The sequence below is a fragment of the Paludibaculum fermentans genome (genome assembly GCF_051172195.1).
Lineage (GTDB): Bacteria > Acidobacteriota > Terriglobia > Bryobacterales > Bryobacteraceae > Paludibaculum > Paludibaculum fermentans_A.
In genome coordinates, this window is sequence record NZ_JBPJAQ010000001.1 from 5325078 (window position 1) to 5341142 (window position 16065).

The window sequence follows — 16065 nt, forward strand, 5'->3', positions numbered from 1 at the left end:
GACTTGCCTCTAGAACTTTCTGCTCCACTCCCGCGGCCAGCGTTCAATCACAACCTTCTTGTCCGTGTAAAACTCCACCGCATCGCGGCCCTGCGCGTGCAGGACGCCCAGGAAACTGCCCTTCCATCCGCTGAACGGGAAGTAAGCCATCGGAGCAGCCACCCCGATGTTGACGCCAACATTGCCCGTCGGGATCAGGTTGCGGAACTTGCGCGCCGCCGCTCCACTGGAAGTGAAGATGGACGACGCATTGCCATAGGAACTCTTCGCGATGATCGCCATCGCCTCATCCACGTCATTGGCGTGAATCAGGCTCAGGACCGGTCCGAAGATCTCGGTCTCGGACAGCTCGCTGCCGGCCGGGACTCCATCCAGGACAGTCGGTCCCACGAAGCTGCCATGTTCCAGTCCGGCAGCCACGGCATCGCGTCCATCGACGGCGGCCCTGGCCCCCTGCTGGGTTCCTTTCGTAATCAGCCCTTGGATGCGTTGCCGGCTCACTTCGGAGATCACCGGACCCATCTGCACGCCCTGCGCCAGCCCGTCGCCGATCTTCATGGCAGCCGCCGTGCGGGTGATGGAGTCACGGAACCACTGCTGCGCGTCGCCCACCGTCACCGCGACCGACACGGCCAGGCAGCGCTGTCCCGCGCAGCCATAGGCGCTGTCGGCGATGATTTGCGTCGTCGTCTCCGGCTCGGCATCCGGCAGAATCACCACATGATTCTTGGCGCCGCCCTGGCATTGCACACGCTTGCCGTTGGCCGAGGCTCGGGCATAAATGTAGCGCGCCACCGGAGTGGAGCCCACGAAACTGATCGCCTGGACTTCCGGGTGGTCCAGCAGCGCATCGGCCGCCGCCTTGCCGCCGTTCACGAGGTTAACGACCCCGGCCGGCAGGCCCGTCTCGTGCAGCAGTTCCACAATGCGGATCATCGACAACGGCACGCGATCGGCCGGCTTGAGGATAAAGGTGTTGCCGCAGGCGATGGCGTAGGGCAGGAACCACAGCGGGATCATTGCCGGGAAATTGAAGGGCGTGATGGCGGCTACGACGCCCAGCGGTTGCCGGAACATCAGTTCATCAATGCCGCGCGCAACATCTTCCAGGTTGTAGCCCTGCATCAGGATCGGGATCCCGCAGGCCACCTCGACGTTTTCCACACCGCGCCGTAGTTCCCCGCGCGCTTCAGCCAGGGTCTTGCCATTCTCGGTGGTGACGATGCGGGCGATCTCGTCGAAGTGCTCTTCCAATAGCTGCTTGAACTTGAAGAGGTACTGGATGCGCTCGGCCGGCGGCACCGCGCGCCATTCGGGAAAGGCGGCCGCCGCTGCCTGGACGGCGGCCTCGACGTCAGCTTGGGATCCGGCTGGGGAAACGGCGATCGTCTCGCCGGTGGCGGGATTGATCACCGGTAGGCCGTCGCCGGAGACCGGTTTCTGCCACGCTCCGCCGATATAGTTCAGAATTTCTTTGGTTGCCATGGATAATTTACCTGGGTGCGGCGATCTCGTGGCGCCGCTCCTTCCTGACTGCCTGTTCGTATTCGGCTCTGGCCTGGCGGACGGTCTCGATCTCGGAAACTTCGGCGATCTGCACGTCCCACCACGATTCATAGCCGGGCACGCGCATCTCCTTGTCGACCTCGACCACTACGGCTGTCGTCGTGGTGTGGGTGCGCATCTCGGCCAGTGCATTGTCCAGTTCGGCGCGCGTGGTAACCCGCACCGTGCGTGCGCCCAGGCCGGAGCACAACGCCGCGAAATCCACCGGTACGTTCTCGCCGTCCAAACTGCCGCTCCCGGTCCGGCAGCGGTAGTTCGTACCAAAGCCGCCCGAGCCGATCGCCTTCGACAACCCGCCGATGCTCGAATAGCCGTGGTTGTCCAGCACGACGATGTTGAGCTTCTGGCCCTCCTGCACGGAGGTCGCGATTTCTGACGACATCATCAGGAATGAGGCGTCGCCCACCATCACATAGACTTCCCGGGAGGGATCCGCCATCTTGACGCCCAGGCCGCCTGCAATCTCATACCCCATGCAGGAGTAGCCATACTCCATGTGGTAGCCGCCGGGTTTGCTCGTCCGCCACAGTTTGTGGAGGTCGCCGGGCAGGCTGCCCGCCGCATTCAGTACGACATCGTTCGGTTGCGCCACACGGGCGACAGCGCCCACCACTTCTCCCTGGCTGATGGGCGGGCCGTGCTGGATGTTATAGATGCGGTCGGTCTCTTCTTCCCACAGGGCCTTCCACTGGGCAATGGCGGCGGAGTAAGCGGCATCGACGGAATAGCCGTCGACTGCTGTGGCCAACTGCTCCAGCCCGGTGCGGGCATCGGCAATCAGCGGCAGTCCAGCGTGCTTGAAGGCATCGAACTCGGCCACGTTCAGGTTGATAAACCGTACATTCGGGTTCTGGAAGGCGGTCTTTGACGCGGTGGTGAAGTCGCTTAGCCGCGTGCCCACACAGATGACAAGATCGGCTTCGCGGGCCGCGATGTTCGCGCCCGGAGTGCCGGTGACACCCACCGCGCCGAGATTGCGCGGATGGTTGTAGGGCAGGGAACCCTTTCCGGCCTGGGTCTCGCCCACCGGAATGCCGGTGCGTTCCGCGAATCGGGCCAGGGCGTCGCTGGCGATACTGTAGAGCACACCGCCGCCGGCTACGATGATGGGCCGCTTCGCACTGCGGATCCACTCCGCCGCACGAGCTAGCATGACGGGCTCCGGCACGGCTCGCGGGATGTGCCAAACGCGCTTTTCGAACATCTCCACCGGGAAGTCCCAAGCCTCGGCCTGTACATCCTGCGGCAGCGCGAGGACCACGGCGCCGGTATGCGCCGGCGACGTCAGCACACGCATCGCCTCGACCACGGAGCACGGCAGTTGGTCGGGCCGGCTGATGCGGTCCCAATAGCGCGATACCGGCTTGAAGCAATCGTTGACGGAAAAGTCCTGTCCTTGCTCGGATTCGATCTGCTGCAGCACCGGCGCCACATTGCGCCGCGCGAAGATGTCGCCCGGCAGCAACAGGACGGGGATCCGGTTGATTGTGGCGGTGGCGGCGCCCGTAATCATATTCGTCGCGCCCGGCCCGATCGATGAAATGCAGGCGAACGTCGAGAGCCGCATGCGCGATTTGGCAAATGCTGTTGCGATGTGGACCGCGGCCTGCTCATTCCGGCACATGTAGTAGGGGAAGTCCGGATTCTGCTGCAATGCCTGGCCGAAGCCGGCGATGATGCCGTGGCCGAAGATGCCCCAGGCGCCTTCGAAGAAGCGGTTTTCCACGCCGTCGCGTTCGACGTACTGGTTCTTCAGGAAGCCCAGCAGGGCCTGTCCCATCGTCAATCGTTTTGTTTCCATTGAGATACCTCCTAAGCTGCGTGGATCAGAAAAGGCGCGAAAGCGAATCGATGCCTTGGCCGCGGTTGGCCGGAAGGGATGCCATCGCCTGGTCGACCGTCCAGGTTTGGTGAATGATGCCGCCCACGGCGCAGGCCATGGCCAACGGGTCTTCGTCGCCGGGATACAGAACGTTCCGGCCCACCAGGGCGCCGCGCACGTTCGGTCCCGCTTTCAGGGCGGAGGCCAGTTCGCCCAGGAACGGCGCGGGATTGCCGGCCGATTCCCCACCCAACAGCAGGATGGGTAGCGAAGTGGAGCGGGCCACGGTTTCATACCCGTCGCAATACGGCAGTTTCAGCCACAGATAACGGCTGCTGTCGCCGAGGGCTGAGGCCACACCGGCGATGCGGGCCAGCGCTTCCTTGTCTTTCTGGACGGCCCAGCCGGAATCCCTGCGAGTGACCGGCAGCGGCTCCAGGAACATGGGCAGGTGCAACGCGTTGCATTCATTGATGGCCTGGGCACTGGACAGCATGGTCTTCAGCGACCCGGCATCGTCATCGGCGATGCGCAGCAGCAGCTTCGCGCCATCCAGGTGCCACGCCGTACAGGTGGCCGGAGTGGGGCCGGTGATGGGGTCGTCCAACTCCCAACAGGAGCCCGCCAGACCGCCTCGGTTCAGGCTGCCAATCAGAACCTTCCCATCCAGGAGAGACGCGCCGCCGGCTTCTTTTACCAGGGCATCCAGGATGAACAGATCCTCGAGAATGTCCATGGTGGCCATCAGGCCGTCGATGCCGTCAGCCGACATCACCCGGACAATCCGGGCGAGGTAGTCCTGCCGATCGGCCATGGCAATGGGATTGCTCCCCACCTTGGTGACCCGGCGGGCCGGATGATCGGCTGCCAGAATATTGAGCTTGCCGCCGCTCACGAGACCGTGCCGGCGACGGCGTGTCTGGGCTGCGCGCCAGGCGCAGTCCGGATCGGTCACGCGGACTTCAGTGAGCCGCGCCATCAGGGCATCTGGCAGAAACTGCTGGCTGGAGAACATGAAACCTCCGTACGTTATCGGGCGGGCTCCGCGGGCTTCCGCTGTTCACTCAGGAGCGCCTGCACCTCTGCCATCGTAGGCATAGCTTCCGAGCAACTGAGGCGGCTGACCACGATGGCCGCCGCGGCATTGCCGTAGTGCAGGCATTCCTCGACCGGCAGATCCTGTAAAAGCGCATACAGGAACCCGGACGCAAAGCCGTCGCCCGCGCCAATGGTGGTGCAGACATCCACCTTGTAGGGCGGCAGGAAGACCGACTTATCGCCGGTCCAGACGCGGGTACCCTGCTCGCCCAGTTTGGACACCAGCATGGGCAAACTCCGCAGTTTCTCCGTCGCCGCCTCCAGCGTCGGCTCGCCGGCCACCAGCATCAGCTCCGGTTGATTGCCAATCAGTACGTCGATGAACGGTAAGGCCAGCCGCACGGCAAGCCCCGCTTCAGCCGGACTGGGCCACGACATGGCCCGGAAATCGACGTCGAAAACCACCCGGCAGCCCGCCTGATGTGCCCGTTCCAGCGCAAGGTAAGTAGCTTCGCGGGAAGGTGAGGCACACAACGAAGTGCCGTTCGTGATGAACATCTTCGCGGACGAAACGTACTCGAGGTCGCCGGGCGCGGTGGCCAGCAGCGTATCCACCGCGTTGTGGCGATAGAAGACTTGCGGGAAGCGGTCGGGCGGGGAAACCTCGGTGAGACAAAGGGATGGCAGGTAGCCCGGCCTCGTCTGGACACGGCTTGTGTCCACTTTGGCTTCGTTCAGATAGTCGATGAGGAACTGGCTGAGGCTATCGTTGCCGAGGCAGCTCACGATGCCAACATTGGCGCCGAGGCGGGACAGACCTACGGCCATATTGGCGCTGGAGCCGCCGAGATAGCGGGAAAAGCGCCGCGCCCGCGGCAGCGGAACGTGCGGCTCCTCGGAGTAGAGGTCATAACCGATGCGGCCGAGAATTGCGATATCCATGGGTGTCACCTCAGCGGACCAGGGGGAGTCTCGGGTCCTGCTCGCGCCACGTGTCGCGGACCCAGGCGTATTCGGGATCGTCGGACGCGGCCATCGAGCGGGCCGAGCCGGCGAGGACGTTCAGATAGTAGGCGTTATAACCGTGCGCGGCCACGACTGGGTGGTAGCCTTCCGGTACCAGCACCATCTGGCCATCGCGGACGGTGATGGTTTCGTCGATTCGCTTGTCCACGCTGTAGACCTTCTGGATGGCATAGCCTTCGGGCTTATCGATGCGGTAGTAGTAGAACTCTTCCAAGTCCACTTCCCCAGGGGGATTGTGGACATCGTGTTTATGCGGCGGGTAGCTGGACCAGTTGCCGCTGGGGGTATAGACTTCGCAGACCAGGATGCGGTGGGCGGGGAAGCCGGGCTGGATCATGTGGTTGATCTGCCGTGTGGCGTTGCCGCCGCCGCGAATCTCGACGCGGACGTCCGCCGGGCTGACCAGAGCCGCGGCGTGGTGATCTTCTGCCTTGGAGTAGCAGAACGCCAGATCGCAGTCTGTCTGCGCCGTGAGAGTAAACCGAGTGTCGATAGGCAGATACAGCGTATGGGGCAGGCCGCTGAAGACGTTGGCGCGGCCGCCGATGGAGGGGAAGTCGCCCGCCGTCGAGGTGACCGAGCAGGTGCCGCCTAGCGGGACGATCGCGAGTTCGCGTCCGGCGGTGTCTTCCTGCAGGCTCTGGCCGGCTTGCAGCTTGACAATCTTTATTGCCAATAATCCGAATCCGAATGTCTCAATCTGGGTTCCGGACCTGTCTGGATTGACGAGGAGGGACATCAGGCAATCTCCTGGGGGGCAGCAGTGGATTGGCGAACAATCAGTTCACCAGGCATTTTGAGGTTGGCTTCCGTGGGTGTGCCAGCCAACAGGTGCAGCAGGCTTTCCACCGCCAACCGGCCCATGTCGCGCATCGGCTGGCGGACGGTGGTCAGCGGCGGCGCCGCAAACTGAGCAAAGAACAGGTCATCGAAACCGACGATGGAGAGGTCTGACGGGATCCGCACCCCGCAAGCCGCAGTGGCGCGGATGGCTCCAAACGCGGTCATGTCGTTGTAGCAGAAGACCGCCGTCGGTGGTTGGGGCAGGGCGAGCAGTTCCGCCATAGCGGAGTCTCCGCCCTCGGACGTGCCGTTTCCGTATCCGACATATTCCGTCTGGATTGGCAGGTTCGCGGCTTCGAGCGCGGACTGGTAGCCGCTGAAACGCTCAGTATCCGACTGGCAGCCGAAGCGGTCGCCGATATAGGCGATGCGTTGGTGGCCGAGGTCGATCAGGTGTTGGGTAGCCTGGCGGCTGGCAGCCACGTTCTCGATCATGACCGAGTGCATGAACTCGCTGGGGTGCTGGTTGTTGAGGAGAACGATGGGCACGCGGGTTTGCGAGAGCAGTTCGGCGTAGACTGCACCGACGCGCGACGAAGTGACAATGATGCCGTCGACGCGGCGTTCTTCAAACGCGCGGACGACGCGCATCTCCCGCTCCGGCTGAGCGTTGGAATTGGCCAGGATGACGGAGTAGTCACGCTGGTCGGCCGCATCCTCGATTCCGAGGACGACTTCGGCGGCGAAGGGGTCGGCGATGCTGGTGACCACGACGCCGATGGTGGCCGTGCGGCTGGTGACGAGGCTGCGGGCGGCGGCGCTGGGGCGGTAGCCGGATTCGGCGGCGATCTGGCGGATGCGGGTGATGGTCTGGGGGCTGATGAGGGAACTGCCTCGAAGCGCGCGGGAGACGGTGGAATGGGAGACGTTGGCCAAGCGGGCGATGTCTTTGATGGAAGCGCGTCTCACGGGGTGCAGCCTCTTGAGTCGAGTCATGCAAACGTGTGCATAGCCCAACGATCGAATCTTACCGTTCCTGAGAAACGAAGTCAATTATCCGATTTGAGAATAGATTCCGCCGGCAGTTCAGAAGCTCAGCTTCAGGGCCAGCTGGATGGTGCGGGCGGCTCCGGAGCTTTCAATCCGCCCGAACCGCGCCGGATTATTCACCAGAGCATACGGATTTGACAAGGCGGCGTGGTTGAGGGCGTTGAAGAACTCGGCCCGCAACTGGGTTCGGAAGCGGTCGTGGAGCGGGACCTCGCGCGCCAGAGCGAGGTCGAAGTTGACCAGGCCCGGACCGCGCAGCAGGTTGCGGGGTGCATTGCCGAAGGTGCCGGGCGCGGCCAACTGGAATGCGGAAGTGTCGAAGTAGCGGCTGATGGTCTCCTGCCGGGATCGCCCGGTGTTCAGATGCGGGTCGCCGGAGAGGTCGGCGAAATCCTGCCCGACACCGCTGAGCGCGCGGTCCGTACCGGAACGAACCGAGAACGGCATCCCGCCGCGCCAGGCGGCCATTCCAGAGGTGACCCAGCCATTGGCGAACCAACGAACCCACCGTGTGTCGAGCCGGACGGCGGGTACAGGCCAAACCCACGAGGCGGCCAGGCGGTGCGCGACGTCGAAGTTGGCCAGGGCCCGTCCGGCCCGCCGGTCAGAGGGCACGGCGATGGACGCGCTCTGTCCGGGGATGGTGTCCTCTGAATTCTCATCGATCGCCTTCGACCAGGTATAGTTTGCTTCGACAATCAGACCGGTTGGCGCGCGCCGGGAGACCGCGGTCTCCAGGGCATGGTAGCTGGAACCGGCTCCGGACTCCGACACGATGATGCTGGCGAACTCAGGGTAGGGCCGGCGCTGTTGGAGATTCGAGGCGGTGGCCCCGGCGGCGTAGCGGGCGTAATTCAGATCGTAGGCGTAGGAGAGGTTCCGGCCGAGGTTGCCGACATACGAAGCGCGGCCCAGCCAAGCCTTACCGAACGGGTGCTCAACTGTGAGATTCAAGCCTTCGGAATAGCCAGGCCGGAAGCCGGGCGAGAAGGTTCCAAACTGGCCCATGGGCGTGGAGAACTTCACGTCCCTTGACGGCTGGAAGGGCGCGAACGAACCAGGGAAGGGGTTCACCACATTGGCGAAGGGATTGCTGAACTGGACTCCGTTGCGGGTGACCTGGGGACTGAAGGGAGCCGAGTTCACAAAGCCGTTATAGAGCATGGTGGCCTGCGGTACCCAGAAGACGCCCGCGCCGCCGCGGACGACGAGATTGGTGCCGTGCGGTCGCCACGCGAAACCGAGCCGCGGCGCGAACGCTTTGCGGTACTCGGGAAAACCACCCTGGGGACAGGCCCAGTCGCCCGAGTTCAGATAGCCCAGCGGCGCGTTGGGGAAGCGGATCGACCGGACCCCCGGCACGAAGCACTGAATGCGGCCGAGCGAGTCCTGATAAGGGGTGGACGGATCCCAGCGCAGCCCGGCATTCAGCGTGAAGCGGCTGCTGATGCGCCAGGAATCCTGCAGGAAAAGAGCGGTCCGCAGGCCGGAAAGTTCCTTGTATTCGCCGCCGCCCTGCCAGAACTGGTAGACCTCGCCGAGCAGGAAGTCGGCCATGGGATCGCCGCTGGCGGCGCCGTTGAAATCGAAGTTCCCCATCGTGCGGAAGTCGTTGCGAATCCGGTTGCGGAGGTGCAGAACCTCGCCGCCCGCCTTGAGTTCGTGCCGTCCGGCGATCCAACTGAGGCTGTCGGAGAGGTGGTAATCGCGGTCGCGCTTGTCGTAGTTCCAGCCGGGCCTGGCCATGAAATTGCCGTAAACATTGACGTACAGGGCGGCCGGGCTCTTGACGGCAATGCCCAGGACGCCGGCCCGCGCGAAGTCGATGGGGAGGCGGACGGAGTCCCAATCGTTCCAGGTGCGCCGGTCGCGGACGGCGAAGGTCAGGCTGTGAATGACGGAACCGGAGAGCATCCAGACATCGCTGAAAGTGGTGTGGATGTAGGGCTGAACGGAGCGGCCGACGCCAGGTGCAAACATGGACGCGAGGTCCTGCGGATTGCCGGAGAAGGGTGTCACCAGATTGCGCTGGAAGATGTGGCCTGTGAGGCGGTGGGCGAAGGTGTTGTAGTCGATGCGGGCCGTGTATTCGTCCTCGCCGGTGCGGTCGCGGATGCTCACCTGCCGTTCGCCGATTGCCGAGACCGGCATCGCAATGTAGCGTAGCAGCGCCTGGGAGACGGGACTCAACCGGTTGGCGGGGATACGGCCGGCCGGGAACGGGCTGAGCGTCAGGGGGTCGACCACACGATTCACAACGGCGGACAGATCGCCAGCGCGCATGGCCGCCGTGGGCAGGAACTGGCGGGTGTACTGGGTTTCCGCGCGGCCTCGTGTGCCCTGGTAGCTGCCGAAAAAGAACATGCGATTGCGGATGACGGGTCCGCCCAAAGTGCCGCCGAACTGCGACCGCTTGAGGTTGTCGCGGTTGACGGCGAAGAAGTCGCGGGCATTGAGTGCTCCGTTGCGGGCGAATTCGAAGGCTGAGCCGTGGAGCATGTTCGTGCCACTCCTGGTGATGACACTCACCACGGTGCCGGTGGAGTTGCCGTGCTCCGCGCTGAGGTTGCCGCGCTCGATCACGACCTCGGCGATGGCGGAGGAGTTGGGGAAGACTCCGCTCTGGTGGCGATAGGCGTCGGTATTGGTACCGCCATCCAATGTGTAGTGGACTCCGTTCTGGCGGCCGCCGTTGACGGCATAGCCATTGCCTTCGGAGGACGACCGGGTGCCCATCACGACTCCGGCCTGGGTCATGACGAGTTGGGTAATGTCGCGGCCGTTCAGCGGCAAATCCTCAATGCGGCGCTGATCGACGGCACCGCGCAGGCTGCCTGATGTGGCGGGCAGGGCTGCTTCGTCGGCGTTCACGGTGATGCTCTCTTCCAGGCGGCCGATCTGGAGCATCACATCGAGCGACGCCCGTTCCGACACCCCGAGCCGGATGCTGGAGCGGGTGAGGCTGCGGAAGCCACGAGCGGAGACATGCACGGTGTAGAGGCCTGGTTGCAGGCTGCTGAAGCCATACTGGCCGGTGTCATCCGAGTGGCCATTGCGGCTGAGGCCCGTTTCCTGGTTCCACACCAGGATGTCTGCCCGCGGGATGGTTGCGCCGTGAATGTCCTTGACCCAACCTGAAATGGCGGCGTGGTCCTGGGCCTGCAGAACGCACGCAGGGGCGCAGGCCAATAGTAGAGCCAGGCACGTCCCCTCCCTCGTTCCACGCATAGAGCACAGGGTATCACCTCACCCTGGAATCGGGGCGGCGCCGCGGGTTACTTCGCGCAGAGCGCAGCCAGGCGGTGCTCGAAGGACTCGCGCGACCGCGCCGTTCGCTCGACGGTGGAGGCCAACTCCGATCCGGAACCGAACAGGGCGACGAACTCGCGATGGAGCGACCGCAGATCCTCCAATAGAGAGGAGGCCGATTCAATACTGGTACAGCGCACGGCAGCCGGCGCCGGCCCGCTGGAATCCGGGCGCAGGGGCTTGGCGGCCAGGGCGGCGAGACCTTCTCCCACCAGGTGGAGATACTGGTTCGCCTCGTTGGTCACCGCCGCGGCATCGCCGAGCGCAATGGCTTCGACGCGGCGGCGGCTGGAGGCATCGAGGGCATCGATGCGGGACGGCGGGAACCAACGTAGATAACGGTCGAGCGCCGTGACCCGCGCCAGGAGCACTACGTACTGCCGAGTGACATCGTCCAAGTACTGGCCGGCACGGTCTTTGTCGCCGAAGCGGGCAGTGAGCAGCGCTAAGCTGGGGGACTCGGCCGTGCCCCCGGCGGTGATTGGCGCCAGAAGCTTCTCGCGCTCCGGGGCGCCGGATTGCCGGCATTGCTTCGCTCCAGGAAGCGCCGCCATCGCCTGAGTCACCCTGTTGTGTTCGCTGGGGTCGGACCAGAGTTCGTAGCAGAGCGCACCGTCCTGCCGCTTGAGCTGCGCCGCCCCGTGAATGTCGGCTCCGGTGGCATGGAGGACCTCCCACATCGAGATATCCAGGGTGGTGGCGGGCGAGGCGGTTTCGGCCGGCGAAGGGGGCTTTGGGGCCACCGCGTCTTCCGCCTTCGAGCCATCGGGAGCACTCTGGCGGCTGACTTCCAGTTCGGCCGGCGCGGCTTCCAGTTGGATTTCGTCCTCGCCCCGAAAGTGAACACTGCGGACGAGCGGGCGCCAATCCCGGCTATCCACGGTGATGGATGCTGACTCGATTTCGCGGTTGCCGAGCACGGCGGTGGACAAACGAACCCAGCCGTGGCCACGAGTGATGCTGTCCTGCTTCTCTGCCAGTTCGGATCGCCAGCGGGCATAGTCGTCGGGGTTCAGGGGATCGCGCCGATCGATGTGGGCCAATCGCAGCTTCGTGTCATCGATGGCGACCAAGTCCCGTCCACTTTGCCGGATTCGATAGCGGCGCGGTGCGGCGGGCGCACTGATGGACCTCGTATTCTGTACTTGTTCGCTGGCGTGGCGCAGGAGTTCCGCGGCCTCGACGGCAACCGGGTTCCAGATGCCATTGGTGCCAAAGATAAGGACGAGGCACGCGGCCGCGCCGGCCAGTGCCACCATGGGCGCCCAGCGTGTGGCGGGCCGATTGCGACGCCACCAGGAGAGTTGAACGGACTCGGCGCGCATGCGGTCTTTGAGTAGACCGACTGACGGGGGTGGAGGCGCCTGTGCCGAGGTTACGCTGCTCCAGGCGGCCAGATTGCTCTCCCCCTCGCGGAGGTCAGAAAGCAGGGACTGGCAGGATGGGCACCCGGCGATGTGGAGGCGGATGGCCTCTGTAGGCTCCTCCAGGTGCAGCAGCAGGTCGGCCGGGGTAGGGTGCCCGGTAGGCAGTAGAGGCTCAATCATGGGTCAATTTCCCTAACCGCTCGATTGCGCGGGCACAGGTTTCCGCGACGGACTGGACCGTGACGCCGTGCATGGCCGCGATCTCCCGCAAAGTCATTCCTTCCGAGCGCATAAGTACGTACTGATGTTGCCTTTCCGTGAGGCTGCCCATTGCCCTTTGCAGACGGTCGAAGCGTTCATGGTCGAGCATCGCCTCTTCAGGGCTGAGTGTGCGAGTGGTCCAGGCGAACTGTCCGCGCTGGACGACATTGCCCATGAGGGAGATATGGCCGGATTCGCGCCTGGCGCGGTCTGTGCGCAGGTTCTGCAGGGTACGGATGAGCCAAGCCTTCGGCTTCTCCACCTGTTCGCCCTCGCGCAGGCAGCGGAAGAGGCGCAGGAACGCATCCTGGAGCAATTCGTCGGCGTCCGCGGGCCGGCTGCCGGTCAGCAGAAGGTAGCGATGCAGGCTATGGGCATGCACCGTGTACAAATCGGCCACGAATTGATCCGGACTCTGCTCCACGCCTGAACTGATCTCCCCGCTCAACACCAGGGGAATTGCGGTGCTGTCATCCAAGATTCGACCTCAAAGCCCAGTCCCGGTGGACTGTCTACATACTGACGAATCAGCGCGCCTCATTTCAGGGTCGCATGACAAAAAAGTTTCAACGCCTGGCCCTGAAAACGCGAAGGGCGGTCCGTCACTGGGGCATGCATTCACGCGTGGCGCTTCTTAGCGGTCTTTGTTGCCGCCGGGCCATTCCGGCGCTGTTCCTGCTTCTATCCCTGGTTGCCGTACGAGATGTGCGGGCCCAAGCGAGCGGCCGAATCGCCGGGACTGTCCGGGATGGCTCCGGTGCATCCGTGCCAGGGGCGGAGATCACGGCGGTGAACGTCAATACGGGGTTCGAGCTGACGCGGCCCAGCCTCACGGATGGCACTTACGCTTTGCCGCTACTGCCGGTGGGGCAGTATCGCCTGCAGACTAAGGCGAACGGGTTCCAGCCCTTTACGCGTGCCGGCCTGACGCTGACCGTTGATACGACCGTTACGGTGGACATCACGTTGCAGGTGGGGGCTGTTTCGGAAGCTGTGGAGGTGACGGCGCAGGCTCCGCTGCTGGAAACGCAGACCGGGTCACTGCGTGGCATGGTGGACCAGCAGCGGATCGTGAACCTGCCTTTGAACGGGCGTGACATCACGCAACTGGTGGCCATCCAGGCCGGTGTGATTCCGCGCAGCTCTTCTTCGAGTGAAGGTAATGCCTACTCCGTGAACGGTACGCGCGGCAACGGCATTTACTACATGCTGGACGGCGGCATGAATACGGACTCCTACCGCAACAACAGCGGCCTGTTCCCCAATCCCGATGCGGTGCAGGAGTTCAGCATCCAGAAGAATAACTTCACGGCGGAGTTCGGCAATGCGACCGGAGCGGTGGTGAGTGTGATCACGAAGTCCGGCACTAATCAGTTTCACGGCTCGGCGTTCGAGTTCCTGCGCAACGGTGTGTTCAACGCCCGCAACTTCTTTGCGGCCAAGCGCGACAATCTGAAGCGGTCGCAGTTTGGCGGGACACTGGGCGGACCGATTGTGAAGAACAAGGCGTTCTTCTTCTTCGGCTATCAGGGCACGAGGCTGCGGACGGATCCGCAGTTGACGCGCCAGTTTCTGCCGACGCAGGCGATGCGGGACGGCAACTTCTCGAGCTTGACGAAATCGGTGATCGACCCGCTGACGAAGCAGCCGTTTGCCGGGAACCAGATTCCCGTCAGCCGCCTGAGCCCGGTATCGCAGGCGCTGCTGAAGTACATCCCGGTGCCCTCAACGCCGACGGGTGAGCGATTCACGGGCTACCAGGGCAAACCGGTGGAGGACGAGTACACGGCGCGCGGCGACTACAACTGGAGCAACCATCGCTTCTCGGGCCGCTACTTCCGGCGTACGTTTACGCGGCCGTTCACGGGGAACACGGGCGACCTGGCGTCGATGTTCACGTCGGACGTCGGCCGCTCCACTCAGCCGTATTCACACTGGACGTTCAGCGATGTGTGGGTGATTTCGCCAAACATCATCAATAACGGTACCTTCGCCATCCGCGGCCGCCGGACGTTCAATGACTGGGCATCGGTGAAGCTGCCGATTGATTTCGCGAAGGCCGGGGTGGCCGGGATTGCGGTGAAGGATCCGGCGTCGGTGTACGTCAATATCAGCAACTACTTCCTGGCGCGGCCAGGTTGGAACTACGACAAGAAGGATCGCGACTATCACGTCTCGGATACGCTCACCTGGATGCTGGGCGCGCATCAGGTCAAGATCGGTGGCGAGTACCTGCACGTGAGCAACAGCATCACGAACGACTTCCGCACGATGGGCAACTTCGACTTCAACGGGTCGATTTCCGGTGATCCGATGGCCGACTACATGATGGGCGAGGTCTACCAGTTCTGGCAAGGTGGCGGCGAGTACAAGGATCTCGGCGGCCAGCGCATCGGCTTGTTTGTCCAGGACGACTGGCGTGTCACCACGAACCTGACACTGAATCTCGGCGTGCGCTGGGAGCCGTTCCTGCCGTATAAGGACTCGATCGGCCGTACGCAGTGTTTCGTGCCGGGCGTGCAATCCACGCGTTTCCCGAATGCGCCCAACGGCTATTTGAACGCCGGGGATGCGAGTTGCCCGACGGGCGGCTTCGACAGCTACAAGCAGGCGTTCGCGCCGCGCTTCGGATATGCCTGGCGGCCGGGTGGCGGACGGACGGTGCTGCGCGGCGGCGCCGGCCTGTTCTGGAACCCGCAGTTCACGGTGCTTTACAACGGCTTCGTGAACTCGGCTCCTTTCAGCCCGCAGATCACCTTGAACGGCGTGAACTTCAGCAACCCCTACGCGACGACTCCGAATCCGTTCCCTGGTTCGTTCGCACCGTTCGATCCTCCGACGAACTCGTCGTTCGTCACGCCCCTGGGTACGTTCGGTGCGTTCTCCAGCGGGTTTAAGCCCAGCTACCAGGAGTCGCTGAATTTCACGGTAGAGCACGAGGTCTTCAACGGGCTGCTGGCTCGCGCCAGCTATATCGGCAACCTGGGGCGGCGGCTCTCTTACAACTACGACACGAACTGGGCGCGGTACGGGGCTGGCGCCACAACGGGCAACATCCAGGCGCGCAGGCCATGGCGCAACTTCAACTCGATTCTGGTTGCCGACTCCGGCAGCAGCTCGAGCTACCACGGGTTCCAGTTCTCGGTGGAGCGCAGGCTCTCCAAGGGCTTCAGCATCGAGGCCAACTACACCTGGTCGAAGTCGACCGATGAGCTGAGCGATGACACGACTCCGGGCCAGAGCACCTCGATTGCGATTCCGTACGACCGCCGCTCGGGCAAGGCTGTCTCGGACTTCGATAACACGCATCGCTTCGTGTCCTCGTGGGTGTGGAATCTGCCGGAGCTCAAGGGTGCGCACCGCGTGATCAAGGCGACGCTGGGCGGGTGGCAGACATCGGGCATCGCAACGTTCCGCAGCGGTTTCCCGTATACGGTGCGATCCGGCACAGATCGGGCGTTGAGCAGCATCGGGCAGGACTACGCCGATGTGATTGGAGATGCGAACCTGGCCGGCGGACGCTCCAAAGCGGATCAGATTGCACGGTACTTCAACACCGCCGCCTTCACACTGGCGGCCGCCGGTACATTCGGCAACGCTCCACGCAACTTGCTGCGTGGACCGAAGTCGATGAACTTCGACCTCTCGGCCGTGAAGGCGATTCCGATTACGGAGCGGCTGCGGGCCCAGTTGCGCGGTGAGTTCTTCAACGCGTTCAACAATGTGAACTTCAGCACGCCGTATGCTTTGGCGAACAGCGCGACGCGGTTCGGCCGCATCGAGAGCGCCGGCGATCCTAGAATTGTTCAGATCGCCCTGCGGTTTGAGTTCTGATCGGGAGAA

Annotated in this window: 10 protein-coding genes; 1 reads left to right on the forward strand and 9 read right to left on the reverse strand. The window is 63.7% G+C overall.

From position 1 onward, the window contains the following. Positions 1-9: 9 nt before the first annotated feature. The 9 genes from ACR9Y2_RS21440 to ACR9Y2_RS21480 form a co-directional block, all read right to left on the reverse strand. Entirely contained in the window at positions 10-1485 is a 1476-nt protein-coding gene (locus tag ACR9Y2_RS21440; RefSeq protein WP_435043701.1) for a CoA-acylating methylmalonate-semialdehyde dehydrogenase, read from the reverse strand. Between the two features lie 7 nt (positions 1486-1492). Beyond that, positions 1493-3367, reverse strand: a complete 1875-nt coding sequence (gene iolD / locus ACR9Y2_RS21445) for a 3D-(3,5/4)-trihydroxycyclohexane-1,2-dione acylhydrolase (decyclizing) (RefSeq protein ID WP_435043702.1) — start codon at positions 3365-3367, stop codon at positions 1493-1495. Positions 3368-3392: 25 nt separating this feature from the next. After that, positions 3393-4403 carry a Cgl0159 family (beta/alpha)8-fold protein gene (locus tag ACR9Y2_RS21450; protein WP_435043703.1) on the reverse strand — a complete coding sequence of 337 codons (1011 nt, stop codon included), beginning with the start codon at positions 4401-4403 and terminating at the stop codon, positions 3393-3395. 14 nt (positions 4404-4417) lie between these two features. Further along, positions 4418-5368, reverse strand: coding sequence for a 5-dehydro-2-deoxygluconokinase (iolC, locus tag ACR9Y2_RS21455; protein WP_435043704.1), 951 nt, complete (start codon positions 5366-5368; stop codon positions 4418-4420). Positions 5369-5378: 10 nt separating this feature from the next. Further along, positions 5379-6191 carry a 5-deoxy-glucuronate isomerase gene (gene iolB, locus ACR9Y2_RS21460; RefSeq protein ID WP_435043705.1) on the reverse strand — a complete coding sequence of 271 codons (813 nt, stop codon included), beginning with the start codon at positions 6189-6191 and terminating at the stop codon, positions 5379-5381. Next, entirely contained in the window at positions 6191-7204 is a 1014-nt protein-coding gene (locus tag ACR9Y2_RS21465; protein ID WP_435043706.1) for a LacI family DNA-binding transcriptional regulator, read from the reverse strand. The genes iolB and ACR9Y2_RS21465 overlap by 1 nt, the downstream gene beginning before the upstream one ends. Before the next feature lie 117 nt (positions 7205-7321). Further along, positions 7322-10513 (reverse strand): TonB-dependent receptor domain-containing protein, encoded by a 3192-nt coding sequence (locus tag ACR9Y2_RS21470; protein WP_435043707.1) that lies wholly within the window; start codon positions 10511-10513, stop codon positions 7322-7324. Between the two features lie 47 nt (positions 10514-10560). Beyond that, complete coding sequence (locus ACR9Y2_RS21475; RefSeq protein WP_435043708.1) at positions 10561-12141, reverse strand: hypothetical protein; 1581 nt, start codon at positions 12139-12141, stop codon at positions 10561-10563. Next, entirely contained in the window at positions 12134-12700 is a 567-nt protein-coding gene (locus ACR9Y2_RS21480) for an RNA polymerase sigma factor (RefSeq protein WP_435043709.1), read from the reverse strand. The genes ACR9Y2_RS21475 and ACR9Y2_RS21480 overlap by 8 nt, the downstream gene beginning before the upstream one ends. Before the next feature lie 74 nt (positions 12701-12774). On the opposite strand from ACR9Y2_RS21480, the gene ACR9Y2_RS21485 reads away from it, so the two are divergent. Beyond that, a complete protein-coding gene (locus tag ACR9Y2_RS21485) occupies positions 12775-16056 on the forward strand; it encodes a carboxypeptidase regulatory-like domain-containing protein (RefSeq protein ID WP_435043710.1) in 3282 nt (1093 codons plus the stop codon). Positions 16057-16065 lie beyond the last annotated feature (9 nt).

Excerpts from the sequence above, each read along its gene's own strand:
- ACR9Y2_RS21440 (WP_435043701.1), bottom strand. The coding sequence starts at position 1,485 with ATGGCAACCAAAGAAATTCTGAACTATATCGGCGGAGCGTGGCAGAAA.
- iolD (WP_435043702.1), bottom strand. The coding sequence starts at position 3,367 with ATGGAAACAAAACGATTGACGATGGGACAGGCCCTGCTGGGCTTCCTG.
- ACR9Y2_RS21450 (WP_435043703.1), bottom strand. The coding sequence starts at position 4,403 with ATGTTCTCCAGCCAGCAGTTTCTGCCAGATGCCCTGATGGCGCGGCTC.
- iolC (WP_435043704.1), bottom strand. The coding sequence starts at position 5,368 with ATGGATATCGCAATTCTCGGCCGCATCGGTTATGACCTCTACTCCGAG.
- iolB (WP_435043705.1), bottom strand. The coding sequence starts at position 6,191 with ATGTCCCTCCTCGTCAATCCAGACAGGTCCGGAACCCAGATTGAGACA.
- ACR9Y2_RS21470 (WP_435043707.1), bottom strand. The coding sequence starts at position 10,513 with ATGCGTGGAACGAGGGAGGGGACGTGCCTGGCTCTACTATTGGCCTGC.
- ACR9Y2_RS21475 (WP_435043708.1), bottom strand. The coding sequence starts at position 12,141 with ATGATTGAGCCTCTACTGCCTACCGGGCACCCTACCCCGGCCGACCTG.
- ACR9Y2_RS21485 (WP_435043710.1), top strand. The coding sequence starts at position 12,775 with ATGACAAAAAAGTTTCAACGCCTGGCCCTGAAAACGCGAAGGGCGGTC.